This window comes from Pseudomonas sp. NPDC090752 (genome assembly GCF_055584805.1).
In genome coordinates this window covers 200,419-223,358 of sequence record NZ_JBVJLI010000007.1, presented here as the reverse complement: position 1 = coordinate 223,358, position 22,940 = coordinate 200,419, and the positions used below count along the sequence as shown (strand labels likewise).

Here is a 22,940-nt window from a genome sequence, read left to right as displayed (position 1 = left end):
CTTACAGACCACGGGCCACGGCTTTGTCGATCAGCCAGTTGAGCGAAGGACCACGGTCGCTGTTGACCGCAGCCGGGCGCCCGGCGAGTTCAGCTGGCAGGCCGCTGTCGGGTTTGATCTGCACGCGGATGTCGGAGGCCAGGTTGTCGCTGTCGAGGCTGGCGCTGCTGACGATCTGGCCGGTGCGCACTTCGTCTTCGCCGGCGACCTGGAAGTTGACCCGGGTACCTGGCTTGACCTCGTCGAACTGGCGGTAGCTGAAGCGCGCCTCGACCATCGGGTTGGTGGTGCGCGGGATCAGCTGGAAGATCGGCTGGCCCTTGGCCGCGTACTGGCCGTCGTCCACCAGCTGGCGGGCGATCACGCAATCGCAGGGGCTGGTGAGGGTGCCGGACAGTTGCTTGCCGAACAGTTCCTCGACCTTGGCCGGCTCCAGTTGCGAGTCGTCCAGGTGGCCTTTGAGCATGTCCAACATGCTGGTGCTGAAGCTCGCCAGCGGCGCGCCCTTGACCACCAGGCCGCCGCTTTCGACCAGGCTGTTGACGGTGCCGTCGCGCGGCATGGTGACGTTGGTGGTCGGTACCGCGACCACGCCAGCCTCGGCGTGGCTGATGAAGTACATGCCGTACAGCGACTTGGCGACGAAGCCGAACGCGGCCACGCCGACCACGAACACGCCCAGGGTCATGGTCACCGCCTTGAAGCGGCCGAAGGCGGACAGGCCGGAGCCGCCGTCCTTTTGCTTGCGCGCCTTGGTGAAGTTGTCGCGCTGCAGGGTGCTGAGCACGTCGCCGATGCTGATCAGTTCGCCGGACAGGTGGCTGGTGATGATATGGCGCAGGGTGGCGATGTCGCGCGGTTCAAGGTTCTGGAACTGGGCACCGGTCCGGCCGCTGTCGGTCTGGTAGGAGCGCACCTGGAATTCGATGTCCATCGACAGGCCGAGGTTGTCGACCACGAACTGCAGGCGCCCGCGCAGCACGTCGCCCACCGACAGCGGCTGTTTGGTGAAGAAGCTCAGGCCACCGGCGGAGAGGTCCTCGACTTTCACATCGTGGGTCTGGCGCTGGGCATCCAGGAAGCGCAGCTTGGCTGGGATACGCACCCGGGCATGCTGGCGCTGGGCTTCGGACTCATGCACGACATTGACATTCACGGCGGTATTCATGGTGGTTTGTTCCTGTTAATCCGATCCGGGTTGGGCTCACACGACCATGAACAGCACAGCGACAAAGATGCTGGCTGCGGAGAAGGTCATGGTCCGCGAGGACCAGGTGTTGAACCATTGTTGAAAACTGGCGAGGTCACGCTTGAGGGCAGTCGGCTGGCGGGTCCAGGACTGCTTGTCGAGGCGGAAGAACACGTAGATCTTCATCAGCGCGCCGACGATCTGGTTGTAATAGAGAATCAGCGGATAGGCCGGGCCGACGTTGTGGCCCGAGCACAGCAGCATGATGGTCAGGATCAGGCGGGTGATGCCGATCCACAGCAGGTACACCAGCAGGAAGCCCATGCCGAACTTGAGGCTGGCGATCACCGCCACGGTCAGGCCCAGCAGGCTGGTCCACATCGACACGCGCTGGTCGAACAGCACGATGCTGGTGAACAGCCCCAGGCGACCGAGGCCAAGGCCCAGGGCGCGGGAGTTCTGCCGCAGGTTGTTGCCGTACCAGCGGTACATGAGCTTGCGGCTGGCTTTGAGGAAGCTCTTTTCCGGCGGGTGCTCGACCGTGTTGATGGCGGCGTCCGGCACGTAGAAGGTGTCGTAGCCAAGGCGCATCAAGCTGAACCAGCTGGACTTGTCGTCACCGGTGAGGAACTTGAAGCGGCCCAGGCGCCAGTGCATCAGCGAGTCGCTTTCGACGTCGGCGATGAACTCAGGGTTGGTCACCACGCTGGCGCGGAACATCGACATGCGCCCGGTCATGGTCAGCACGCGCTTGCTCAGTGCCATCGAGCACATGTTGATGTGGCGTTGGGCGAAGCGCAGCTTGTGCCACTCGCTCATGATGTAGCCGCCGCGCACTTCGCAGAATTCGTTGGTGGTCAGGCCACCGACGTTGGGGTACAGCTTGAACCACGGCACGGTCTTGCGCACCACGCCTTCGGCCAGCACGGTGTCGCCATCGATCACTGCGACCACGGCGTTTTCGTCCGGCAGCATCCGCGAGATGGCGCGGAAGCCATACGCCAGGCCGTCACGCTTGCCGGTACCGGCAATGCGCACGATGTCCAGTTTGACGTGGGCGGGTGGGTTGTACTTGGCCCACAGGCTCTTCACCAGCAGTTCATCGGACATTTCCACCAGCGAGCAGACCACCGTGGTGGGGAAACCGCAGTCGATCGCCTCGCGGATCACCGAGCTGTACACCTGGGCGGTGGTGAGCGCTTCGATACGGAAGCTGGTGACCATCAGGTAGACGTGCGACGGGTCGGCCGCCGAACCCATTTTCTGCACCTTGCGGCGCAAGTAGGGGTACACGCCGTAGAGGAAGATCATGCCGCGGATGAAATGGGTGGCGCCCATGGAGTAGCGCCAGATGCCGACTGCGCCGACCAGGAAGATGAAGTGCTTCGACTGCGAGTCGAAGATATCGGCCGGCAGGGCCAGGGCGATCAACATGAGCAGGCTCATGTAGAGCAGCCAACCGGCGCACTGCAACAGCACTGTCTGGAGCCTTTGCATGTTCAGCATCCGTCGAGAATTCGGGAAAGGAGGGCGACGCAAGTGGGGAGGCTTGCGTCGCCCGGCCGAGGGCTTACCAGCAGATGCCTTCGGTACGGCTAGTGGAGCAGGTTGCTTTACCCATGAAGCCAACCAGGTCGATCACCTGCTTGCCGGCCGGTGCTTGCTCGGCCAGGGCGCGGAACTGCTCGTCACGGTTACCCAGGACGATGATGTCGGCGTTGTCGATGACCTTCTGGAAGTTGGCGTTGAGCAGCGACGAGACGTGCGGGATCTTCGACTCGATGTACTCTTTGTTCGCCCCGTGAACGCGGGCGTACTCGACGTTCTCGTCGTAGATGTCCAGCTGGTAGCCCTTGCCGATCAGGCGCTCGGCCAGCTCCACCAGCGGGCTTTCACGCAAGTCATCGGTGCCGGCCTTGAAGCTCAGGCCGAGCAGGGCGACCTTGCGCTTGTCGTGCGCTTCGATCAGCTCGAAGGCGTTCTGCACCTGCGACTCGTTGCTGAGCATCAGCGAATCGAGCAGTGGCGCACGTACGTCGAGGCTGGCGGCGCGGTAGGTGAGGGCGCGGACGTCCTTGGGCAGGCACGAGCCACCGAAGGCGAAGCCTGGGCGCATGTAGTACTGCGACAGGTTCAGCACCTTGTCCTGGCACACCACGTCCATCACGTCGCGGCCATCGACGCCCACGGCCTTGGCGATGTTGCCGATTTCGTTGGCGAAGGTAACTTTGGTGGCGTGCCACACGTTGCAGGTGTACTTGATCATCTCGGCCACTTCGATCGGCTTGCGGATGACCGGGGCGTCGAGCTCCTCATACAGGCTTTGCAGCACGTCGCCGCTGGCACTGTCGAGTTCACCGATGACGGTCATCGGCGGGTGGTCGTAGTCCTTGATCGCGGTACTTTCACGCAGGAACTCGGGGTTGACCGCAACGCCGAAGTCGACGCCGGCTTTCTTGCCCGAGCAGTCTTCGAGGATCGGGATCACCACGTTCTTGACGGTGCCCGGCAGCACGGTGCTGCGCACCACGATGGTGTGGCGGCGGGTGGTGTCACGCAGGACATAGCCGATTTCGCGGCACACGGCCTCGATGTATTCCAGGCCCAGGTCGCCGTTTTTCTTGCTCGGGGTACCGACGCAGATCATCGACACGTCGCTGGCGCGGATGGCCTCGGCGAAGTCGGTGGTGCCGCGCAGGCGGCCATTGGCGATGCCTTGTTGCAGCAGCGCTTCCAGGCCAGGTTCGACGATGGGCGACTTGCCCTGATTGATCAGGTCGATCTTGGTGCTGGACACGTCCACACCAATCACGTCATGGCCTCGCGCCGTCAGGCAGCCCGCACAGACCGCACCCACATAACCCAAACCAAAGATGCTGATACGCATCGCTATCACCTCATGTGTTTATCACGTCGACTCCTCGGTGAAGAGCCGGACTGGGTTGATTAACAACAGTTTCAAAGCGCACGGATCCCTGGCGAATGCACACTTCACCGAGCGCAGGCATGAATAAGTCCGGAGCGCACAAAGTTATGCACTCAAAGTTGGCAGTAAAAGGCCAGTAATTAAAAGGCGTGCCCTAAAATGCAGCCGTCTTTATTGCAATGCGCTACTTGGCGCGTTGCAGTGCTTGTTTTTTCAAGTGGATAAATCCTTTGAAATCAACCACTAGGACGAATTGTATGGGGCGCGTCTCTCCTGCGGAGACAGGGTATTCCGGGACACCGGTAACCCCTGCCTAACTTCTCCCTGGCGGGTAGCGGATACCTGCCGTTGTCATCTGTAAGTCATCTCTCACACCGATCGGGCATGAAATTCGTTACGGCACTATGAGCGATAGGTTGTAGGAGAAGTTCCTGGGGCGGTTCAGCATCGATGAAAGATTTCTAAATAATTCTTCAGGGGTAAATACTTTCATATTGATGGCACGCAGGTGTTTCACCCTTGCATATAAAGGGCGAAAACGTTACGAGATGTTTTTATGCCAGCATTGAAAAAATATTTTCAAAATTCGTCAAAAAAGTACGAACGGTCTTATGACGGTTGGCGATAAAGGTAGGCGTGGTGGTTTTTTGGCGTCACATTAATGGCAGGGTGGCGATTTGATGCATGCCCTGTTGCAGGGCGAGGAGGGTTGTAGAGATACACATGGCCCTTTCGCGGGGCAAGCCCGCTCCCACAGGTTGTGCACTGAACCTGTAGGAGCGGGCTTGCCCCGCGAAGAGGCCCTGACTGAATCACTCGGCCGGGTGATCGCGCAAAAACACCAGATGATCCGCCTTCGACTGCTCGGCACTGTAGTAGTAGCCCTGCATATCGAACTGCTTGAGCTGCTCGGGATCGTTGACCTGCTCCTGGATCACGAAGCGGCTCATCATCCCGCGGGCTTTCTTGGCGTAGAAGCTGATGATCTTGTACTGGCCGTTCTTCAAATCCTTGAAGTCGACGTTGATCACCCGGCCCTTCAGCGCACTGCGCTTCACGGCGCTGAAGTACTCGTTGCTGGCCAGGTTCAGCAGCAGGTCGTCACCTTGGTCGGCCAGCGCCTGGTTCAGCCATTCGCTGATGCGCGTGCCCCAGAAGGCATAAAGGTCCTTGCCGCGGGCATTGGCCAGTTTGGTGCCCATTTCCAGTCGGTAGGGCTGCATCAGGTCGAGCGGGCGCAGCAGGCCGTACAGGCCGGAGAGCATGCGCAAGTGCTGCTGGGCATAGGTGAAATCGGCCTCGCCGAGGGTTTCGGCATCCAGGCCGGTGTACACGTCGCCCTTGAAAGCCAGCAACGCCTGTTTGGCGTTGGCCGGGGTGAAGTCCGGGGTCCAGCTACCGAAGCGTGCAGCGTTGAGGCCGGCGAGTTTGTCCGACAGGTGCATCAGCTCGCTGATCTGCGCAGGTGACAGCTCGCGCAGCTGCACGATCAGTTCCTGGGAGTCATCAAGGTACTGTGGCAGGGTGAAACGCTCGGTCACCGGCGGGGTGTCGTAGTCGAGGGTCTTGGCGGGGGAAATCACCGTCAGCATCGGTTCGGCTCCTGGAATCGTAGGCGGGGATTCTACGGACTGGGGGAGGGAACGCCAAACTATGGCGACAATAGACACAGACCATGCGCCAAGCAGGCGCTATAGTGCGCGTTTCGCTGTCACGGAGAGACCGATCGTGCGCATTGCCGCTGCCTTGCTGGCCTCAGTATTGAGCCTCGGCGTCCAGGCTGCCCCCCTGCCTCCCACCAGCCTCGACCGCAGCCTGTGGCCGGAGCAACTGGACAGCCCTGCGCTGTTCGATGTCGCATCGCGCGCGGAGATCTTGTCGTTCGCCCAGGTGCTGCACGAGAGTGAGCTGCTCGATGACGGTGCGCTGGCTGCGCGCCTGGGCTTGCGGCAGATCAACCTGCAGAAGGTGAGGGCACTCAGGGCGCGCCTGTGGCAGCGTTTGTGGCAGGGTTACCAACAAGCACAGCGCAGCTGCGAGCAGGACGCATCGTTCTGTTACCTGGTCGAGTCAATGGCTGACTTACGCACCAAGGCGGCGACGTTCGCCGCCGATGTCGGCACGTTCTACACGGGCTGGATCGAGCCCAGCCATCAGTTCCACGTCCGCTATCTGGACGAACAGCTGCGCAAGGCGTCCTTGCTGCCGCAAACCACCAGCGAGGTCGAGCGCCTGTCCAACCGTGAGCGCAACGGCGATGAGTTGAACGACCGGGTGTTTCTTCTGACCTTCGTCGGTGGTCCAGGCCCCGAAAGTGGCAGCACAGATACGCTGACCGAGTACCTGCGCAAGCAAAAGCTGCAGGGCACGTTCTTCGTCCTGGGCAACCGCTTGCAGCAACGCCGCGATGCCGCTGCCGCGAATGCGCTGGGTCAGCTTTATAAAGGGCAATGCGTCGGCATTCAGGGTTGGGAGTACCGCTCACATGCCCAGTGGAATGGCTGGCAGGACTCGCTCAAGCGCAGCCAGGCGCGAGTCCAGGCAGATCTGCCGGAGCAGTACGTGCCGCTATTCCGCCCGCCTTATGGCCAGCGCAGGGCCGATGGCGAGGCCTTCATGGCCAGCCAGCAGTTGCGCGTGTCGCTGTGGGATATCGATGCCCAGGATGACGGGCCGTTGACCGCCGAGGCCTCGGCGCAACGCGTTGTGACCTTGATGCTGTTGTGGCGCAAAGGCGTGATCCAGTTCCATGACAGCCTGCCCAAGGCGCAGCCGGCGGTGGAATGGTTGCTGCACAATACTGCGCAAAGCGGCATCGGTTGGGCGGATTGCCGCGAATATGGACATCAGGAATAACGGGTCTGACTTCTGACTGTAGTCCCGTCTGGTGCTACCGCCAAGCCCTGTTCGTCATTCGGAAAAATAAACTTCACCAACACGTAAAAATGCTTTTTTTAGTCATCGTTTTTGCGGTATGAAGAAACCAGACAGCCGATTCCTGCAGCACAGGTGGCGTCATCCAAGCCCACCTTGCCAGGTTCACTTCCCGCCCGTAGCAACGCGGATACGGGGAGCACGGCAGTCACTCTGCGGCGCAGCAGACCGCGCCGTGTGGCTTCGACATAAGGTGACCGAGTATGGATGACCAAGGACGCAACCCTTCCTCCGCAAAGCCAATCCTCTATGTGCTCGATACCAACGTCCTGATTCACGACCCCAACGCATTACTCAACTTCGAGGAGCACCACGTCGCCATCCCCATGACGGTGCTGGAGGAACTCGACAAGCTCAAGACCGGTAAACAGACCATCGCCGCCGAATGTCGCCAGGCCATCCGCCTGATCGACCAGACCCTCGGTGACGCTTCGCCCAGCGATGTCGAGCAGGGCGTGCCGATCCAGCGCAACAAGAGTGGGCCCAAGGGCTTCCTGTCCATCCTGATGACCCCGCGCAACGAGCCGAACAAGCTGCTGCCGGAAAACCTCAACGACAACATCATCATCAACCAACTGCTGGAAGTACGGGCACGGCGCACCGACTTCGACGTGGTGCTGGTCACCAAAGACATCAACATGCGCCTGAAGGCGCGCGCCTGTGGCATCGCCGCCGAAGACTACAGCACCGACCAGCTGGTGGATGACGTGTCGCTGCTGTCCAAGGGCTACCACTCGGTCGCCGGCTCGTTCTGGGACCGTGTCAGCAAGGTCGACACCCGTCAGGAACGGGGGCGCACCTGGCATCGGGTGCAGATGATCGACAACCTGCCGGCGGTGCACATCAACGAGTTCATCATCGATGAGCAAGGGTTTGTCGGCTGGGTAAAAGGCATCCGTAATGACGAACTGCTATTGCTCGACCTGCACCAGGAGCCATTGCTGCACCAGGAAGCCTGGGGCCTGAAGCCGCGGGACATTCATCAAAGCCTGGCGCTGTTCGCCTTGCTCGACCCGGATATCCACCTGGTCAACCTCACCGGCGCCGCCGGTTCCGGCAAGACCATCCTCGCCCTGGCCGCAGCCATCGAGCAGACCATGGTCAGCAAGCGTTACCGGCGCATCATCGCCACCCGCAGTGTGCAGGGGCTGGACCAGGAGATCGGCTTCCTGCCGGGCACCGAAGCGGAGAAGATGGAACCGTGGCTGGGCGCCATCACCGACAACCTCGAAGCCCTGCACATGGATGACGAAAGCACCCACGGCAGTGTCGAGTACATCCTCGAACGGGTACCCTTGCAGTTCAAATCGTTGAACTACATCCGCGGCCGCAGCTTCCAGCAGAGCCTGATCCTGATCGACGAATGCCAGAACCTCACACCGCACCAGATGAAAACCATCATCACCCGTGCCGGGTCCGGTTCCAAGGTGGTCTGCCTGGGTAACCTGGCGCAGATCGACACCCCCTACCTGTCCGCGACCAGCTCGGGCCTGACCTACCTGACCGAGCGCTTCAAGGACTTCCCCCATGGCGTGCACATCACCCTGCAGGGTGTACCGCGCTCGGTGCTGGCCGAGTACGCCGAGTCGCATCTGTAACGCTCACCCACCGGGCGGCGCGCCGCCCGGTTTTTTCCACTGCGCAAACCTGACCCACAGGTTTACACTCTGTGTTCCCTTCACAGGAGCAGAGCAGTGCTGACACATCTTGATTCCCAGGGGCGCGCCAACATGGTCGACGTCACCGAAAAGGCCGTGACCGAGCGCGAGGCCGTGGCCGAGGCGCGGGTGCGCATGCTGCCGCAGACCCTGCAGATGATCGTCGACGGTGAGCACCCCAAGGGTGATGTGTTCGCCGTTGCGCGCATCGCCGGTATTCAGGCGGCGAAGAAGACCAGTGACCTGATCCCGCTGTGCCACCCGCTGATGCTGACCAGCGTCAAGGTCGAGCTGAGCGCCGAGGGGCAGGATGTGGTGCATATCGTCGCCCGCTGCAAGCTGGCCGGGCAGACCGGTGTGGAGATGGAAGCCCTGACTGCCGCGAGTGTCGCCGCGCTGACGATCTACGACATGTGCAAGGCCGTGGACAAAGGCATGGTGATCGAGCAGGTGCGCCTGTTGGAGAAGCTCGGTGGCAAGAGCGGCCACTACAAGGTGGATGTGTGATGAATGTGAAAGTGATGTATTTCGCCCGTTACCGAGAGTTGCTCGGGGTGGACGCGGAGCGCTTGGAAGGGGATTTCAAGGTGGTTGACGATGTGCGCCAGGCCCTGGTGGCCAAAGGCGGACAGTACGCAGTGCTGGCCGAGCAGAACCTCATGTGCGCGCGCAATGAAGAGTTGTGCAAGCTTGATGAGCCGCTGGATGCGGGTGATGAGGTGGCATTCTTTCCACCGGTCACCGGAGGCTGATCATGGCCGTGCGAGTGCAGCAAGCGGCGTTCGACCCGGGCTTGGAGGTCAATGCCATGCATGCCGCTAATGTCGGCGTGGGTGCGGTGGTCGGATTTGTCGGTTACGTGCGGGATTTCAATGACGGTCGCGATGTAGCGGGAATGTTCCTTGAGCATTATCCAGGCATGACCGAAAAGGCGTTGGCCAAGATCGTGGTCGAGGCGGAGCAGCGCTGGCCATTGCTGAAGGTCGAGGTGCTGCATCGGATTGGTGCGCTGGAGCCGGGTGAGCCGATCGTGTTCGTCGGCGTGGCCAGTGCGCATCGGCAGGCGGCGTTCGATGCCTGCAACTTCATCATGGATTATCTGAAAACCCGGGCGCCGTTCTGGAAGAAGGAGAATACCCAGGAGGGGGCGCGTTGGGTGGAAGGGAAGCAGAGTGACCAGGATGCGGCGGGGCGCTGGTAGGTCTGGAGTGGATGGCCGGGGCGTTGCCCCGGCTCGCGGGGCAAGCCCGCTCCCACAGAGATCTTCACTAACCTTGTGGGAGCGGGCTTGTCCCGCGAAGGGAGCGACGCCGATCAGTGGTGCTTGCGCGGCACCGGCTTGAGCAGCTCATCCGGCGGCATCTCGCACTTGATCTTGCGCCCCAGCAGCTCCTCGATCCCAGGGAGCTGATACGAATCATCCTCGCCGGCAAAGCTGATCGACACGCCGTCAGCCCCCGCACGCCCTGTGCGGCCGATCCGGTGCACATAGTCGTCCGGGTCTTCTGGCAGGGTGAAGTTGATCACATGGCTGATGCCATCAATATGGATGCCACGGCCTGCCACGTCCGTCGCTACCAGCACGGTGACACGCCCTTCGCGGAAATTCTCCAGGGTACGAATGCGCTTGTGCTGGGGTACGTCGCCTGACAACTGGGCGGCATTGATGCCGTCGCGTACCAGTTTTTCCTCGATGCGGCGCACTTCGTCCTTGCGGTTGGCGAACACCATCACCCGTTCCCACTTGTTCTGGGTCACCAGGTTGTACAGCAGCTTGTATTTGTCGCTGCCGGCCACGGCATAGACGTGCTGCTCGACGGTTTCGCTGGCGACGTTCTCCGGTTCGATCTCGACGATCGCCGGGTCCGTGGTCCACTGTTTGGCCAGGTTCATCACGTCGTCGGTGAAGGTGGCGGAGAACAGCAGGGTCTGGCGTTCGCTCTTCGGCGGGGTCTGGCGGATGATCTGCCGGACCTGCGGGATGAAGCCCATGTCGAGCATGCGGTCGGCTTCGTCCAGCACCATCACCTCGACCATGTCCAGGTGCACGTCACCGCGCTGGTTGAAGTCCAGCAGACGGCCCGGGGTGGCTACCAGGATGTCGCAGTGGCGGGCCTCCAGGGACTTGAGCTGCTTGTCGAAGTCCATGCCGCCGACGAAGGTCATCACGTTCAGGCCGCTGTACTTGGTCAGGGCGGCGGCGTCCTTGGCGATTTGTACTACCAGCTCGCGGGTCGGCGCGATGATCAGCGCGCGCGGCTCGCCCATGTAGCGTTCCTTGGGCGGTGGCGTCTGCTGCAGCTGGGCGATGATCGAAATCAGGAACGCGGCGGTCTTGCCGGTGCCGGTCTGGGCGCGGCCGATGGCGTCCTGGCCACGCAGGGTGTAGCCCAGCACCTGGGCCTGGATCGGCGTGCAGTACGGGAAGCCCAGGTCGTGGATGGCGTGCATCAGCTCGTTGGACAACTTGAAGTCGTGGAAGCGGGTCTTGCCGTCCTGCGGCTCGACCACGAAGTCTTCCGGTTTCCACAGGCTGGCCTGGGGCTTCGGTTTGCGCTCGCGGCGCGGTTTGTCCTTGGCCGGCTGCTCGGCAGCGGGCGTTGCGTCAGGCACTTGGGCCTTGGCGGCGGGTTTGGGGCGCGGCTGGCGGGGCTGCGGCTCGGGCTTGGCCACGGGGGCCGCGGCGGGCGCGGGCGGCGTGGCGCTGGCAGCAGGAGCGACGGCCTGGGGCGCGACGTCTCCTTTGCCGAAGATTTTTTTAAGTGCCTTGAGCACGATCGTCTCATCAACTGATTAAGGAATGTACGCCGGGCAGTGTAATGCAAGATCCGGGCGCGGCGTAGCGGAATAGGCCCACGACTACAAGTGAGACTGCTTATTGCAGTTGCTTGCTCAGCCAGTCGTGGATGTCGCTCAGCTCTTCGACCGCCACTTCGTGTTCCATGGGGTACTCGTGCCATTGCGCGGCCACGCCCCAGGTATTCAGGTACTCGAACGCGGTGCGGCCCATGGACGGGATCACCACCGGGTCGTGTACGCCGTGCAGGCAGAGGGCCGGGGTGCGCTGTTGGCAGGCGCTCAGTTCATGGCTGTCGGTGAAGGTGGGCGCATAGGTAGACAGTGCAATGACGCCGCCCAGCGCTTCTTGCCACTTTATATAGGCAGTATGCAGCACCACGGCACCGCCTTGGGAGAAGCCGGCGAGGATGATCCGCGCCAGGTTGATGCCCTTGGCTTGTTCTGCCTTGATCAACCCGATGATCTGCTCGGCGGACTCCTCCAGCTGCGCCTCATCGATGGCGCGGGCCGGGGTCATCGCCTTGATGTCGTACCAGCTGGGCATGGCATAACCGCCATTTATGGTGACTGGCCGAGTCGGCGCTTGTGGCATGACGAACCGTGTACTGAGCAGGCGCTCCTGCATGAATTCGGCAACCGGTAGGAAGTCGTAACGGTCGGCACCCAGGCCGTGCAACCAGATCACACAGGCGTCTGCGGTTTTCTGAGGTTCGAGAATCAGCGGGTTGGTCATGACTGCTCCGAAAGTGTGCGGATCTTGTAAAGGCATGCGCAAAAAGAAGGCGCCGGAAATGATTGTCAGAAAAAGAATGTCGCAACGATACAACTTTCCCTACTTGACGTGGGCTTAATCGCTTTAGCCGCCGACTGTGGTACGCCGTTTGCTATGAATCATTCGATGCAAGGGTCAGGCCGGCACGGTAACACCCTTTGCAAGCGAAGGCTGTCGTAGAACAGTCCATTGCGCCAATTGACCCAAAAACAAGCCAACAAGGGTCGGATGCGCCTCATAAGGGTGCGGTGCAATTCCGGCTCATACAACAAGAGCGATTTGGAGGTTGTGAATGAAGATGTTGAAAACCACCCTGGCAGTCCTCACCGCTGCCGCCGCACTGGGCGCCGTGAGCACCGCCCAGGCCGGCGCCACCCTCGATGCGGTCAAGAAGAAGGGCTTCGTCCAGTGTGGCGTGAGCGACGGTCTTCCAGGCTTCTCGGTACCTGATGCGCAGGGCAAGATCGTCGGTATCGATGCCGACGTGTGCCGTGCCGTGGCCGCCGCCGTGTTCGGCGACGCCACCAAGGTCAAGTTCAGCCAGCTCAACGCCAAGGAACGCTTCACTGCGCTGCAGTCCGGCGAAGTCGACGTGCTGTCACGCAACACCACCTGGACCAGCTCGCGCGATGCCGGCATGGGCCTGGTGTTCGCCGGGGTCACCTACTATGACGGCGTGGGCTTCCTGGTCAACAAGAAGCTCGGTGTTTCCAGCGCCAAGGAACTCGACGGCGCGACCATCTGTATCCAGGCCGGCACCACCACCGAGCTGAACGTCTCCGACTACTTCCGCGCCAATGGCCTGAAGTACACCCCGATCACCTTCGACACCTCCGACGAAAGCGCCAAGTCGCTGGAATCGGGCCGTTGCGACGTGCTGACCTCGGACAAGTCGCAGCTGTTCGCCCAGCGCTCCAAGCTGGCTGCGCCGACCGACTACGTGGTGCTGCCGGAGACCATCTCCAAGGAACCGCTGGGCCCGGTGGTGCGCAAAGGCGACGAGGAGTGGTTCAGCATCGTCAAGTGGACCCTGTTCGCCATGCTCAATGCCGAAGAGGCGGGTATCACCTCGAAAACGGTCGAGGCCGAAGCCAAGTCCACCAAGAACCCGGACAACGCCCGCCTGCTGGGCGCTGACGGTGAGTACGGCAAAGACCTCAAGCTGCCTAAGGACTGGGTAGTGCAGATCGTCAAGCAAGTGGGCAACTATGGCGAAGTGTTCGAGAAGAACCTGGGCCAGAGCACTGACTTGAAGATCGACCGTGGCATGAATGCCCTGTGGAACAACGGCGGCATCCAGTACGCGCCACCGGTGCGCTGATGGTTGCGCCCTGCGGCGGCATTCCGCCGTCGCAGGCTGTTCGAATCCCTACTGTCCGGGGCACTTCATGCAAAATCGAATCGGCGCACAAAAGGGGCTATCCCTGAACGATCCGCGTGTGCGCGCGTGGCTGTTCCAGATTCTCACGATCCTCTTCGTGGTGGGCCTGGGCTGGTACCTGTTCCACAACACGCAAACCAACCTGCAACACCGGGGGATTACCTCCGGTTTCGACTTTCTCGACCGCAGCGCCGGCTTCGGCATCGCCCAGCATCTGATTCCCTATGTGGAGTCCGACAGCTACGCGCGAGTATTCGTCATCGGCCTGCTCAACACGCTGCTGGTGACCTTCATCGGCGTCATCCTGGCGACCATCCTGGGCTTCATCATCGGGGTGGCGCGGCTGTCACCGAACTGGATGATCAACAAGCTGGCGACGGTGTATGTGGAAACCTTCCGCAATATCCCGCCGTTGCTGCAGATCCTGTTCTGGTATTTCGCGGTGTTCCTGACCCTGCCGGGGCCGAGGGGCAGCATCAACATCGACGACATGTTCTTCATCAGCAACCGTGGCCTGAACATGCCCGGCGCCTCGATGGCCGAAGGCTTCTGGCCGTTCGTGGTCGCCGTGGTCCTGGCGATCGTGGCCATCGTGGTGATGGTGCGGCTTGCCAACAAGCGCTTCAACGAGACCGGCGAGCCGTTCCACAAGTTCTGGGTGGGCCTGGCGCTGTTCATTGCCATCCCAGGGCTGTGTGCGTTGCTGTTCGGCAGCCCGGTGCACTGGGAAGTGCCGCAGCTGAAGGGCTTCAACTTCGTCGGTGGCTGGGTGCTGATTCCCGAACTGCTGGCGCTGACCCTAGCACTGACGATCTATACCGCTGCGTTCATTGCCGAGATCGTGCGCTCGGGCATTCGCTCGGTCAGCCATGGCCAGACCGAAGCGGCCCGTTCGCTCGGCCTGCGCGAGGGCCCGACCCTGCGCAAAGTCATCATCCCCCAGGCACTGCGGGTGATCATCCCACCGCTGACCAGCCAGTACCTGAACCTGGCGAAGAACTCGTCGCTGGCGGCCGGTATCGGCTACCCAGAGATGGTCTCGCTGTTCGCCGGTACCGTGCTCAACCAAACCGGCCAGGCCATCGAGGTGATTGCCATCACCATGAGTGTCTATCTCGCCATCAGCATCAGCATTTCGCTGCTGATGAACTGGTACAACAAGCGCATTGCGCTGATCGAGCGGTGAGGATACGCCCGTGAATGCTCATGTTTTCAAACCTGACATGCCGCCACCGGTAAAAACTGTCGGCATGCTCGCCTGGATGCGTGCCAACCTGTTCTCCAGCTGGCTCAACACCCTGCTGACCCTGTTCGCCGTATACCTGGTGTGGCTGATCGTGCCGCCGCTGCTGCAGTGGGCACTGATCGACGCCAACTGGGTCGGCACCACCCGTGCCGACTGCACGAAAGAGGGCGCCTGCTGGGTGTTCATCCAGCAGCGCTTCGGCCAGTTCATGTATGGCTACTACCCAGCCGAACTGCGCTGGCGCGTGGACCTGACCGTGTGGCTCGCCGTGCTGGGCGCAGCGCCGCTGTTCATCAAGCGTTTCCCGCGCAAGGCCGTTTACGGCCTGGGCTTCCTGGTGTTGTACCCGATCCTCGCCTACACGCTGCTGCATGGCGGCTACCTGGGCCTGGAAAGCGTGCCGACCAGCCAGTGGGGTGGGCTGATGCTGACCCTGGTGATCGCCACCGTGGGCATTGTCGGTGCCTTGCCCCTGGGGATCTTGCTGGCCCTTGGGCGGCGTTCGCGGATGCCGGCGGTGAAGGTAGTCTGCGTGACCTTCATCGAGTTCTGGCGGGGCGTGCCGTTGATCACCGTGCTGTTCATGTCGTCGGTGATGCTGCCGCTGTTCCTGCCCGAAGGCATGAGCTTCGACAAACTGCTGCGGGCGATGATCGGCGTGATCCTGTTCCAGTCGGCGTACATCGCCGAAGTGGTGCGCGGCGGCCTGCAAGCCATCCCCAAGGGCCAGTACGAAGCGGCTGCGGCCATGGGCCTGGGCTACTGGCGTTCGATGGGCCTGGTGATCCTGCCACAAGCCCTGAAGCTGGTGATTCCCGGCATCGTCAATACCTTCATCGCCCTGTTCAAGGACACCAGCCTGGTGATCATCATCGGCCTGTTCGACCTGCTCAACAGCGTCAAGCAAGCCGCCGCCGATCCGGCCTGGCTGGGCATGGCCACCGAGGGCTACGTGTTTGCCGCCCTGGTGTTCTGGATCTTCTGTTTCGGTATGTCCCGCTACTCCATGCACCTGGAGCGCAAGCTGGACACTGGCCACAAGCGTTAGGAGTTTCTAAATGAGTGAAGCGATCAAGCAGCCTGCCGGCCCCGAAGGCATCATCCAGATGCAGGGCGTGAACAAGTGGTATGGCCAGTTCCATGTGCTCAAGGACATCAACCTGAACGTGCGTCAGGGTGAGCGTATCGTGTTGTGCGGGCCGTCCGGCTCGGGCAAGTCGACCACCATCCGCTGCCTCAACCGCCTTGAAGAGCACCAGCAGGGACGTATCGTGGTCGATGGCGTGGAGCTGACCAACGACCTCAAGCAGATCGAAGCGATCCGCCGCGAAGTGGGCATGGTGTTCCAGCACTTCAACCTGTTCCCACACCTGACCATCCTGGAAAACTGCACCCTGGCGCCCATGTGGGTACGCAAGATGCCGCGGCGCAAGGCCGAAGAAATCGCCATGCATTATCTGGAGCGGGTACGCATCCCGGAGCAGGCGCACAAGTTTCCTGGGCAGTTGTCCGGTGGCCAGCAGCAGCGCGTGGCGATTGCCCGGGCGCTGTGCATGAAGCCGAAGATCATGCTGTTCGATGAGCCGACCTCGGCGCTCGATCCGGAAATGGTCAAGGAAGTGCTCGACACCATGGTCGGCCTGGCCGAGGACGGCATGACCATGCTCTGCGTAACCCATGAGATGGGCTTTGCCCGCACCGTGGCGAACCGGGTGATCTTCATGGACAAGGGGGAGATCGTGGAGCAGGCCGCGCCGGATGATTTCTTCGACCGGCCGCGCAGTGACCGGACCAAATTGTTCCTCAGCCAGATCCTGCATTGATGCAACTGGGGCCGCATAAGCGGCCCCAATTCTTTATTTCTCTTCTTCCTGGGCGGCTGCTGGAGCCGGTGGCGGCCGCAGCCCCACTTCTGCGATCAGCTTCAACTGCTGCCCGTTGCGCACCACCTCGATGGTGATTTTCTCGTTGGGCTTGATCCGCGCCACCTGGTTCATCGACTTGCGCCCGTCACCGGCCGGCTCGCCATTGATGCTGAGGATCACATCACCCAGCTGCAACCCGGCCTTCGCCGCCGGGCCATCGCGGAAGATGCCCGCCACCACGATACCGGGGCGCCCCCGCATGCCGAACGATTCGGCCAGCTCCTGGCTCAGCGGCTGTACTTCGATGCCCAGCCAGCCACGGATTACCTGGCCGTGCTCGACGATCGACTTCATCACTTCCAGGGCCAGCTTGACCGGGATGGCGAAGCCGATGCCCTGCGAACCGCCGGACTTGGAGAAGATCGCCGTGTTGATGCCCACCAGGTTGCCGTTGGCATCGACCAGTGCGCCGCCGGAGTTGCCCGGGTTGATCGCAGCGTCGGTCTGGATGAAATCTTCGTAGTTGTTCAGGCCCAGCTGATTGCGGCCGGTGGCGCTGATGATGCCCATGGTGACGGTCTGGCCGACGCCGAAGGGGTTACCAATGGCCAGGGTGACGTCACCGATATGGATGTTGTCAGAGCGGCCGATGGTGATCGCCGGCAGGCTCTTGAGGTCGATTTTCAATACCGCGAGGTCGGTCTCAGGGTCGCTGCCGATCACCCGGGCCAGGGTTTCGCGGCCGTCCTTGAGCGCCACTACGATCTGGTCGGCGCCGCTGGTGACGTGGTTGTTGGTCAGCAGGTAACCCTCGGGGCTCATGATCACCGCCGAGCCCAGGCTCGACTCCCAGCGCTTCTGCTTGGGCAGGTTGTCGCCGAAGAAGCGGCGGAACTGCGGGTCTTCGAACAGCGGGTGGGCGCTCTTGTTCACCACTTTGGTGGTGTACAGGTTGACCACCGCCGGTGCGGCGAGGGTCACCGCGTCGGCATAGGACACCGGGCCCTGCATGATCTGCGTGGTCTGCGGCGCCTGTTGCAGGTTGACGTCCTGGCTGGGCAAGCCGACCCATTGCGGGAAGCGCTGGATGATCAATACGGCGATCAGAATGCCGGTAAGCAGGGGCCAGCCAAAGTAACGCAAAGCCTTGAACATGAACGAATCCTGGGAGTGGGCGAGAGCCATTGTGGCGCAGCGGGGCGCAAGCGCGCGCGATCATACACCGGTTTCCCCGACGCCGGCGACGGCCCATAATGGCCGCCAGTATACGGGCGTTGCTCCCGTTGAACGTGCAGATTTCGAGGAGATTTCCATGGCCGTTGCCCTCAATACCCTGGTCGAGGAAGCCGAACGCTACCTGGGCAGTGCGAAAATCCAGGATTACTGCCCCAATGGCCTGCAGGTCGAAGGCCGGCCGCAGGTCAGCCGCATCGTCAGCGGCGTTACCGCCAGCCAGGCACTGCTGGACGCGGCGGTCGAGGCCGAGGCCGACCTGGTGCTGGTGCACCACGGCTATTTCTGGAAGGGCGAGAACCCGTGCATCACCGGGATCAAACAGCGTCGCTTGAAGACGCTGCTCAAGCACGACATCAGCCTGCTGGCATTTCATCTTCCTTTGGACGTGCACCCGGAAGTGGGCAACAACGTGCAGCTGGCGCGGCAGCTGGACATCACCGTGGAAGGGCCGTTGGACCCGGAAAACCCCAAAGTGGTCGGGCTGGTCGGTTCGCTGGCCGAGCCGATGACCGCGCGGGACTTCGCCCGACGTGTTCAGGAAGTCATGGGGCGCGAGCCGCTGCTGGTCGAAGGGGACGCGGTGATCCGTCGGGTCGGCTGGTGCACCGGCGGTGGCCAGGGCTACATCGATACCGCGATTGCGGCCGGCGTGGACCTGTTCATCAGTGGCGAAGCGTCCGAGCAGACCTACCACAGCGCCCGCGAAAATGGCGTCAGCTTCATTGCCGCCGGGCACCATGCCACCGAGCGCTATGGCGTGCAGGCGCTGGGGGATTACCTGGCCCGGCGCTTTGCCCTGGAGCACCTGTTCATCGATTGCCCGAACCCGATCTGATATCGGTGTTGTCTATTTCGCGGGGCAAGCCCGTTCCCACAAGATTTGTGCAGTCCTCCAGTTTGTAGGATACCTGTGGGAGCGGGCTTGCCCCGCGAATGGGCTGCACAGCGGCCCCTTTCCGCCAAACCCCCAGTCATATCGTTAGACCTTTTCGATCTAGTCCGTCGCCTAAATAGAATCAGCCGCTGTGATAAAGTGGCTCGCTCGAACACGGCCCGCTGGCCGTCCATAAGATCGTTTTTCGTGAGTAGCCATGGTCGACAAACTGACGCACTTGAAACAGCTGGAGGCGGAAAGCATCCACATCATCCGCGAGGTGGCCGCCGAGTTCGACAACCCGGTGATGCTGTACTCGATCGGCAAGGATTCCGCCGTGATGCTGCACCTGGCGCGCAAGGCCTTCTTCCCGGGCAAACTGCCGTTCCCGGTGATGCACGTCGACACCCAGTGGAAATTCCAGGAGATGTACAGCTTCCGCGACAAGATGGTCGAGGAAATGGGCCTGGAGCTGATCACCCACGTCAACCCAGAGGGTGTGGCGCAGGGCATCAACCCGTTCACCCATGGCAGCTCCAAGCACACCGACATCATGAAGACCCAGGGCCTCAAGCAGGCACTGGACAAGCATGGTTTCGACGCCGCCTTCGGTGGCGCGCGCCGCGACGAAGAGAAGTCGCGGGCCAAGGAGCGTGTCTACTCGTTCCGTGACAGCAAGCACCGCTGGGACCCGAAGAACCAGCGCCCCGAGCTGTGGAACGTGTACAACGGTAAGGTCAACAAAGGCGAGTCGATTCGCGTCTTCCCGCTGTCGAACTGGACCGAGCTGGACATCTGGCAGTACATCTACCTCGAAGGCATCCCGATCGTGCCGCTGTATTTCGCCGCCGAGCGTGAAGTCATCGAGAAGAACGGCACCCTGATCATGATCGACGACGATCGCATCCTCGAACACCTGTCCGAGGAAGAGAAAGCGCGCATCGTCAAGAAGAAGGTGCGTTTCCGTACCCTTGGCTGCTACCCGCTGACGGGTGCGGTCGAGTCGGAAGCCGAGACGCTGACCGACATCATTCAGGAAATGCTCCTGACGCGCACTTCCGAGCGCCAGGGCCGAGTCATCGACCACGATGGCGCCGGTTCCATGGAAGATAAAAAACGTCAGGGCTACTTCTAATTTCAGGGTTACTCCATGTCGCACCAATCCGATTTGATCAGCGAAGACATCCTCGCTTATCTGGCTCAGCACGAGCGTAAAGAACTGCTGCGTTTCCTCACCTGCGGCAACGTGGATGACGGCAAGAGCACCCTGATCGGGCGCCTGCTGCACGACTCCAAGATGATCTACGAGGACCACCTCGAAGCCATCACCCGTGATTCGAAGAAGTCCGGCACCACGGGCGAAGAAGTCGACCTGGCGCTGCTGGTCGACGGCCTGCAGGCCGAGCGCGAGCAGGGCATCACCATCGATGTCGCCTACCGCTACTTCTCCACCGCCAAGCGCAAGTTCATCATCGCCGACACCCCGGGCCACGAGCAGTACACCCGCAACATGGCCACCGGTGCGTCCACCTGTGACCTGGCGATCATCCTGGTCGATGCCCGTTACGGCGTGCAGACCCAGACCCGTCGCCATAGCTACATCGCCTCGTTGCTGGGCATCAAGCACATCGTCGTCGCGGTCAACAAGATGGACCTCAAGGGCTTCGATGAAGGGGTCTTCGAGGAAATCAAAGCTGATTACTTGAAGTTCGCAGAAGCCATCAACCTGACCCCGAGCAGCCTGCACTTCGTGCCGATGTCGGCGCTCAAGGGTGACAACGTGGTCAACCATAGCGAACAGTCGCCGTGGTATGCCGGCCCGACGCTGATGGAAATCCTCGAAACTGTCGAAGTGGCGGCCGACCGCAATTTCACTGACCTGCGTTTCCCGGTGCAGTACGTCAACCGCCCAAACCTGAACTTCCGCGGTTTCGCCGGCACCCTCGCCAGCGGCGTGGTGCACAAGGGCGACGAAATCGTCGTGCTGCCGTCGGGCAAGAGCAGCCGGGTCAAATCCATCGTCACCTATGAAGGTGAGCTGGAAAACGCCGGCCCAGGCCAGGCCGTGACTCTGACCATGGAAGACGAGATCGACATCTCCCGTGGCGACCTGCTGGTGCATGCCGACAACGTCCCACCAGTCACTGACCAGTTCGACGCCATGCTGGTGTGGATGGCCGAAGAGCCGATGCTCCCTGGCAAGAAATATGACATCAAGCGCGCCACCAGCTACGTGCCGGGCTCGATTGCCAGCATTACCCACAAGGTCGATGTGAACACCCTCGAGCAGAATGCCGCCAGCGCGCTGCAGTTGAACGAGATTGGTCGCGTCAAGGTAGCGCTGGATAGCGCCATCGCCCTGGACGGTTACGACAGCAACCGCACCACCGGCGCGTTCATCGTCATTGACCGCCTGACCAACGGCACCGTCGGCGCCGGCATGATCATCGCCCAGCCGGTCCTGCCGCATGGTGGTTCTGGCCAGCATGGCAAGCAGGCCCACGTGGCCACCGAAGAACGTGCCCTGCGTTTCGGCCAGCAGCCAGCCACCGTGCTGTTCAGCGGCTTGTCCGGCGCGGGTAAGAGCACCCTGGCCTACGCCGTGGAGCGCAAGCTGTTCGACATGGGCCGTGCGGTGTACGTGCTCGATGGCCAGAACCTGCGCCACGACCTGAACAAGGGCCTGCCGCAAGACCGCGCCGGTCGCACCGAGAACTGGCGCCGCGCCGCCCATGTGGCGCGCCAGTTCAACGAAGCCGGCCTGCTGACCCTGGCCGCATTCGTTGCCCCGGATGCCGAAGGTCGCGAGCAAGCCAAGGCGTTGATCGGCAAGGAGCGTCTTGTGACCGTTTACGTGCAGGCCTCGCCATTGGCTTGCCGTGAGCGCGATCCTCAAGGCCTGTACGCTGCCGGTGGCGACAACATCCCGGGGGAGAGCTTCCCGTACGATGTGCCGCTGGATGCTGATCTGGTGATCGATACACAGAACACCAGTGTTGAAGAGGGTGTGAAGCAGGTGCTGGATGTGCTGCGTCAGCGTGGTGCGATCTAAGTATTGTTACTTGTAATAAACCCCGCTTCGGCGGGGTTTTTTTATGGGGGGATTTACGCACCACCCTATAACTTAAGACCGACACCAGGTGGTCACCACCCCTACTTCTTAGCGAACCTACTGGCATCCAGACGATATCAAACATCACTAAACGGTGTTCTGAGGCTATCTAACCCTTCTTGTCCTCAATGGAGTTGTAGTGCCGGTCATAATCACTATGGCGTTCGCATCCTTGTTTGTAAGGATCCATGTCGCAAGCGAATTTCTGCTCCTGCAGATTGGGCAGAATGAGGATTCTGCCGTCGGCGCAACCGGACAGAAGCAGCATCAACACCCAGAGAGATTGTTTCATTGTACGTCCTTGAACAGGGGAAGTTTCTTTGATTTTCGCCAAGCGATGATACGTGCAATCACACCCATGCTGCAGCCCTCCAGTTCGTTTGCCGGGTAGTAGAGCAGGTCGGAGCCATCTGGGTGTTCGGTGATCTCGATAAAGTTTTCGAGTAATTGATCTTGCCAGGCAGAGGTGCCAGAGGCATGTAGCAGTTCGTCAATTACAGCCCTGAATTCTGCGCAGGTGTAGTCGGCAAGGGAGTGTTTTTGACAGATCACCAGTCCACCTCCGAAGACAGCGCGTACTGCAGAGCACTCATGATCCGCAGATTTTCGGCGTCGTAGATTGTACCGCCCAAGGTGGGCGGGTCTATGTGGCAGATCTGATAGTTACGCACGCCTTTGGCGGTTTCGCCGAAGGGCGCGCGGGGTGGCCAGCCTTGTTTGATGCGTTTGAGTTGCGAGGTGACGAATTGGTGGGAATAGACCGGATCCTCGGCGAGAGCCATCCAGAAGGACTGGGAGAAATCGTCGAAGTTGGCGAAGGATTGCTCTGCCAGCTTGTTTGCGATGTGCTCTGGGAGGTGCATAGCCATGATAGCGTTGCTCTCTTGAAGTGATGCATGGATCATGGCTGTGCTTGTTTGGGAGGGGAATATTCACAGTGCAGTATTG

The 22,940-nt window shown here is 61.3% G+C and carries 22 protein-coding genes; 12 read left to right on the top strand and 10 right to left on the bottom strand.

The genetic code is table 11. The annotated features are described in order from the left end of the window. Position 1: 1 nt before the first annotated feature. From ACZ6YA_RS12385 to yaaA, 4 genes are all read right to left on the bottom strand, one after another. A complete protein-coding gene (locus tag ACZ6YA_RS12385) occupies positions 2 to 1,168 on the bottom strand; it encodes a PilZ domain-containing protein (protein WP_465897390.1) in 1,167 nt (388 codons plus the stop codon). 36 nt (positions 1,169 to 1,204) lie between these two features. After that, positions 1,205 to 2,686, bottom strand: coding sequence for a glycosyltransferase family 2 protein (locus tag ACZ6YA_RS12380; protein WP_465897389.1), 1,482 nt, complete (start codon positions 2,684 to 2,686; stop codon positions 1,205 to 1,207). A gap of 73 nt (positions 2,687 to 2,759) precedes the next feature. After that, positions 2,760 to 4,076: a nucleotide sugar dehydrogenase gene (locus tag ACZ6YA_RS12375; RefSeq protein ID WP_465897388.1), complete on the bottom strand. Its 1,317-nt coding sequence runs from the start codon at positions 4,074 to 4,076 to the stop codon at positions 2,760 to 2,762. Positions 4,077 to 4,927: 851 nt separating this feature from the next. Continuing rightward, the gene (gene yaaA / locus ACZ6YA_RS12370) at positions 4,928 to 5,707 is read right to left on the bottom strand and encodes a peroxide stress protein YaaA (protein WP_465897387.1); all 780 of its coding nucleotides are present in this window, start codon (positions 5,705 to 5,707) and stop codon (positions 4,928 to 4,930) included. Positions 5,708 to 5,843: 136 nt separating this feature from the next. Between yaaA and ACZ6YA_RS12365 the strand changes: the two genes are divergently transcribed. The 5 genes from ACZ6YA_RS12365 (at position 5,844) to moaE (ending at position 9,908) form a co-directional block, all read left to right on the top strand. After that, complete coding sequence (locus ACZ6YA_RS12365) at positions 5,844 to 6,971, top strand: polysaccharide deacetylase family protein (RefSeq protein ID WP_465897386.1); 1,128 nt, start codon at positions 5,844 to 5,846, stop codon at positions 6,969 to 6,971. A 281-nt stretch (positions 6,972 to 7,252) separates the two neighbouring features. Continuing rightward, positions 7,253 to 8,647, top strand: coding sequence for a PhoH family protein (locus tag ACZ6YA_RS12360; RefSeq protein ID WP_465897385.1), 1,395 nt, complete (start codon positions 7,253 to 7,255; stop codon positions 8,645 to 8,647). 96 nt (positions 8,648 to 8,743) lie between these two features. Beyond that, a complete protein-coding gene (moaC, locus tag ACZ6YA_RS12355) occupies positions 8,744 to 9,214 on the top strand; it encodes a cyclic pyranopterin monophosphate synthase MoaC (RefSeq protein WP_465897384.1) in 471 nt (156 codons plus the stop codon). Then, positions 9,214 to 9,459, top strand: coding sequence for a molybdopterin converting factor subunit 1 (gene moaD / locus ACZ6YA_RS12350; RefSeq protein WP_465897383.1), 246 nt, complete (start codon positions 9,214 to 9,216; stop codon positions 9,457 to 9,459). The genes moaC and moaD overlap by 1 nt, the downstream gene beginning before the upstream one ends. A 2-nt stretch (positions 9,460 to 9,461) precedes the next feature. Further along, positions 9,462 to 9,908: a molybdopterin synthase catalytic subunit MoaE gene (gene moaE / locus ACZ6YA_RS12345; RefSeq protein ID WP_465897382.1), complete on the top strand. Its 447-nt coding sequence runs from the start codon at positions 9,462 to 9,464 to the stop codon at positions 9,906 to 9,908. Positions 9,909 to 10,021: 113 nt separating this feature from the next. Here the strand turns inward: moaE and rhlB are convergent, their stop codons facing one another. Both rhlB and ACZ6YA_RS12335 read right to left on the bottom strand, forming a co-directional pair. After that, complete coding sequence (gene rhlB, locus ACZ6YA_RS12340; RefSeq protein ID WP_465897381.1) at positions 10,022 to 11,482, bottom strand: ATP-dependent RNA helicase RhlB; 1,461 nt, start codon at positions 11,480 to 11,482, stop codon at positions 10,022 to 10,024. A 100-nt stretch (positions 11,483 to 11,582) separates the two neighbouring features. Then, positions 11,583 to 12,239 carry an alpha/beta hydrolase gene (locus ACZ6YA_RS12335; RefSeq protein WP_465897380.1) on the bottom strand — a complete coding sequence of 219 codons (657 nt, stop codon included), beginning with the start codon at positions 12,237 to 12,239 and terminating at the stop codon, positions 11,583 to 11,585. A gap of 331 nt (positions 12,240 to 12,570) precedes the next feature. On the opposite strand from ACZ6YA_RS12335, the gene ACZ6YA_RS12330 reads away from it, so the two are divergent. The 4 genes from ACZ6YA_RS12330 (at position 12,571) to ACZ6YA_RS12315 (ending at position 16,728) form a co-directional block, all read left to right on the top strand. Beyond that, positions 12,571 to 13,599, top strand: a complete 1,029-nt coding sequence (locus ACZ6YA_RS12330) for an amino acid ABC transporter substrate-binding protein (RefSeq protein WP_387525791.1) — start codon at positions 12,571 to 12,573, stop codon at positions 13,597 to 13,599. 67 nt (positions 13,600 to 13,666) lie between these two features. Further along, positions 13,667 to 14,845, top strand: a complete 1,179-nt coding sequence (locus ACZ6YA_RS12325) for an amino acid ABC transporter permease (protein WP_465897379.1) — start codon at positions 13,667 to 13,669, stop codon at positions 14,843 to 14,845. Positions 14,846 to 14,855: 10 nt separating this feature from the next. Continuing rightward, positions 14,856 to 15,953: an amino acid ABC transporter permease gene (locus ACZ6YA_RS12320; RefSeq protein ID WP_465897377.1), complete on the top strand. Its 1,098-nt coding sequence runs from the start codon at positions 14,856 to 14,858 to the stop codon at positions 15,951 to 15,953. 10 nt (positions 15,954 to 15,963) lie between these two features. Beyond that, complete coding sequence (locus tag ACZ6YA_RS12315) at positions 15,964 to 16,728, top strand: amino acid ABC transporter ATP-binding protein (protein WP_054899237.1); 765 nt, start codon at positions 15,964 to 15,966, stop codon at positions 16,726 to 16,728. A gap of 33 nt (positions 16,729 to 16,761) precedes the next feature. On the opposite strand, the gene algW is transcribed toward ACZ6YA_RS12315, so the two are convergent. Further along, on the bottom strand, positions 16,762 to 17,925 hold the full coding sequence (gene algW / locus ACZ6YA_RS12310; protein WP_465897376.1) for a Do family serine endopeptidase AlgW: 1,164 nt from the start codon (positions 17,923 to 17,925) through the stop codon (positions 16,762 to 16,764). Positions 17,926 to 18,082: 157 nt separating this feature from the next. On the opposite strand from algW, the gene ACZ6YA_RS12305 reads away from it, so the two are divergent. The 3 genes from ACZ6YA_RS12305 to cysN all read left to right on the top strand — a co-directional run bounded on the left by ACZ6YA_RS12305 (position 18,083) and on the right by cysN (position 21,932). Then, a complete protein-coding gene (locus ACZ6YA_RS12305; RefSeq protein WP_465897375.1) occupies positions 18,083 to 18,841 on the top strand; it encodes a Nif3-like dinuclear metal center hexameric protein in 759 nt (252 codons plus the stop codon). 256 nt (positions 18,842 to 19,097) lie between these two features. Beyond that, positions 19,098 to 20,015, top strand: a complete 918-nt coding sequence (cysD, locus tag ACZ6YA_RS12300) for a sulfate adenylyltransferase subunit CysD (protein WP_060508578.1) — start codon at positions 19,098 to 19,100, stop codon at positions 20,013 to 20,015. A 15-nt stretch (positions 20,016 to 20,030) separates the two neighbouring features. Beyond that, positions 20,031 to 21,932: a sulfate adenylyltransferase subunit CysN gene (gene cysN / locus ACZ6YA_RS12295; protein WP_465897374.1), complete on the top strand. Its 1,902-nt coding sequence runs from the start codon at positions 20,031 to 20,033 to the stop codon at positions 21,930 to 21,932. 169 nt (positions 21,933 to 22,101) lie between these two features. On the opposite strand, the gene ACZ6YA_RS12290 is transcribed toward cysN, so the two are convergent. The 3 genes from ACZ6YA_RS12290 to ACZ6YA_RS12280 are packed head-to-tail and all read right to left on the bottom strand — an operon-like array spanning position 22,102 to position 22,897. Then, positions 22,102 to 22,284, bottom strand: a complete 183-nt coding sequence (locus ACZ6YA_RS12290; protein ID WP_465897373.1) for a hypothetical protein — start codon at positions 22,282 to 22,284, stop codon at positions 22,102 to 22,104. Then, positions 22,281 to 22,544, bottom strand: coding sequence for a bacteriocin immunity protein (locus tag ACZ6YA_RS12285; RefSeq protein ID WP_465897372.1), 264 nt, complete (start codon positions 22,542 to 22,544; stop codon positions 22,281 to 22,283). The genes ACZ6YA_RS12290 and ACZ6YA_RS12285 overlap by 4 nt, the downstream gene beginning before the upstream one ends. Then, positions 22,541 to 22,897 carry an S-type pyocin gene (locus tag ACZ6YA_RS12280; protein WP_465897371.1) on the bottom strand — a complete coding sequence of 119 codons (357 nt, stop codon included), beginning with the start codon at positions 22,895 to 22,897 and terminating at the stop codon, positions 22,541 to 22,543. Before ACZ6YA_RS12280 ends, ACZ6YA_RS12285 begins: the two co-directional genes overlap by 4 nt. Between the last annotated feature and the right edge of the window lie 43 nt (positions 22,898 to 22,940).

Bases quoted from the DNA above. Each gene is read 5' to 3' on its own strand.
- ACZ6YA_RS12330 (WP_387525791.1), top strand. From the start codon at position 12,571: ATGAAGATGTTGAAAACCACCCTGGCAGTCCTCACCGCTGCCGCCGCA.
- cysN (WP_465897374.1), top strand. From the start codon at position 20,031: ATGTCGCACCAATCCGATTTGATCAGCGAAGACATCCTCGCTTATCTG.
- ACZ6YA_RS12380 (WP_465897389.1), bottom strand. From the start codon at position 2,686: ATGCAAAGGCTCCAGACAGTGCTGTTGCAGTGCGCCGGTTGGCTGCTC.
- cysD (WP_060508578.1), top strand. From the start codon at position 19,098: ATGGTCGACAAACTGACGCACTTGAAACAGCTGGAGGCGGAAAGCATC.
- ACZ6YA_RS12305 (WP_465897375.1), top strand. From the start codon at position 18,083: ATGGCCGTTGCCCTCAATACCCTGGTCGAGGAAGCCGAACGCTACCTG.
- ACZ6YA_RS12385 (WP_465897390.1), bottom strand. From the start codon at position 1,168: ATGAATACCGCCGTGAATGTCAATGTCGTGCATGAGTCCGAAGCCCAG.
- ACZ6YA_RS12280 (WP_465897371.1), bottom strand. From the start codon at position 22,897: ATGATCCATGCATCACTTCAAGAGAGCAACGCTATCATGGCTATGCAC.
- yaaA (WP_465897387.1), bottom strand. From the start codon at position 5,707: ATGCTGACGGTGATTTCCCCCGCCAAGACCCTCGACTACGACACCCCG.
- ACZ6YA_RS12325 (WP_465897379.1), top strand. From the start codon at position 13,667: ATGCAAAATCGAATCGGCGCACAAAAGGGGCTATCCCTGAACGATCCG.
- moaD (WP_465897383.1), top strand. From the start codon at position 9,214: ATGAATGTGAAAGTGATGTATTTCGCCCGTTACCGAGAGTTGCTCGGG.
- ACZ6YA_RS12360 (WP_465897385.1), top strand. From the start codon at position 7,253: ATGGATGACCAAGGACGCAACCCTTCCTCCGCAAAGCCAATCCTCTAT.
- moaE (WP_465897382.1), top strand. From the start codon at position 9,462: ATGGCCGTGCGAGTGCAGCAAGCGGCGTTCGACCCGGGCTTGGAGGTC.
- ACZ6YA_RS12335 (WP_465897380.1), bottom strand. From the start codon at position 12,239: ATGACCAACCCGCTGATTCTCGAACCTCAGAAAACCGCAGACGCCTGT.
- ACZ6YA_RS12290 (WP_465897373.1), bottom strand. From the start codon at position 22,284: ATGAAACAATCTCTCTGGGTGTTGATGCTGCTTCTGTCCGGTTGCGCC.
- ACZ6YA_RS12375 (WP_465897388.1), bottom strand. From the start codon at position 4,076: ATGCGTATCAGCATCTTTGGTTTGGGTTATGTGGGTGCGGTCTGTGCG.
- ACZ6YA_RS12315 (WP_054899237.1), top strand. From the start codon at position 15,964: ATGAGTGAAGCGATCAAGCAGCCTGCCGGCCCCGAAGGCATCATCCAG.
- algW (WP_465897376.1), bottom strand. From the start codon at position 17,925: ATGTTCAAGGCTTTGCGTTACTTTGGCTGGCCCCTGCTTACCGGCATT.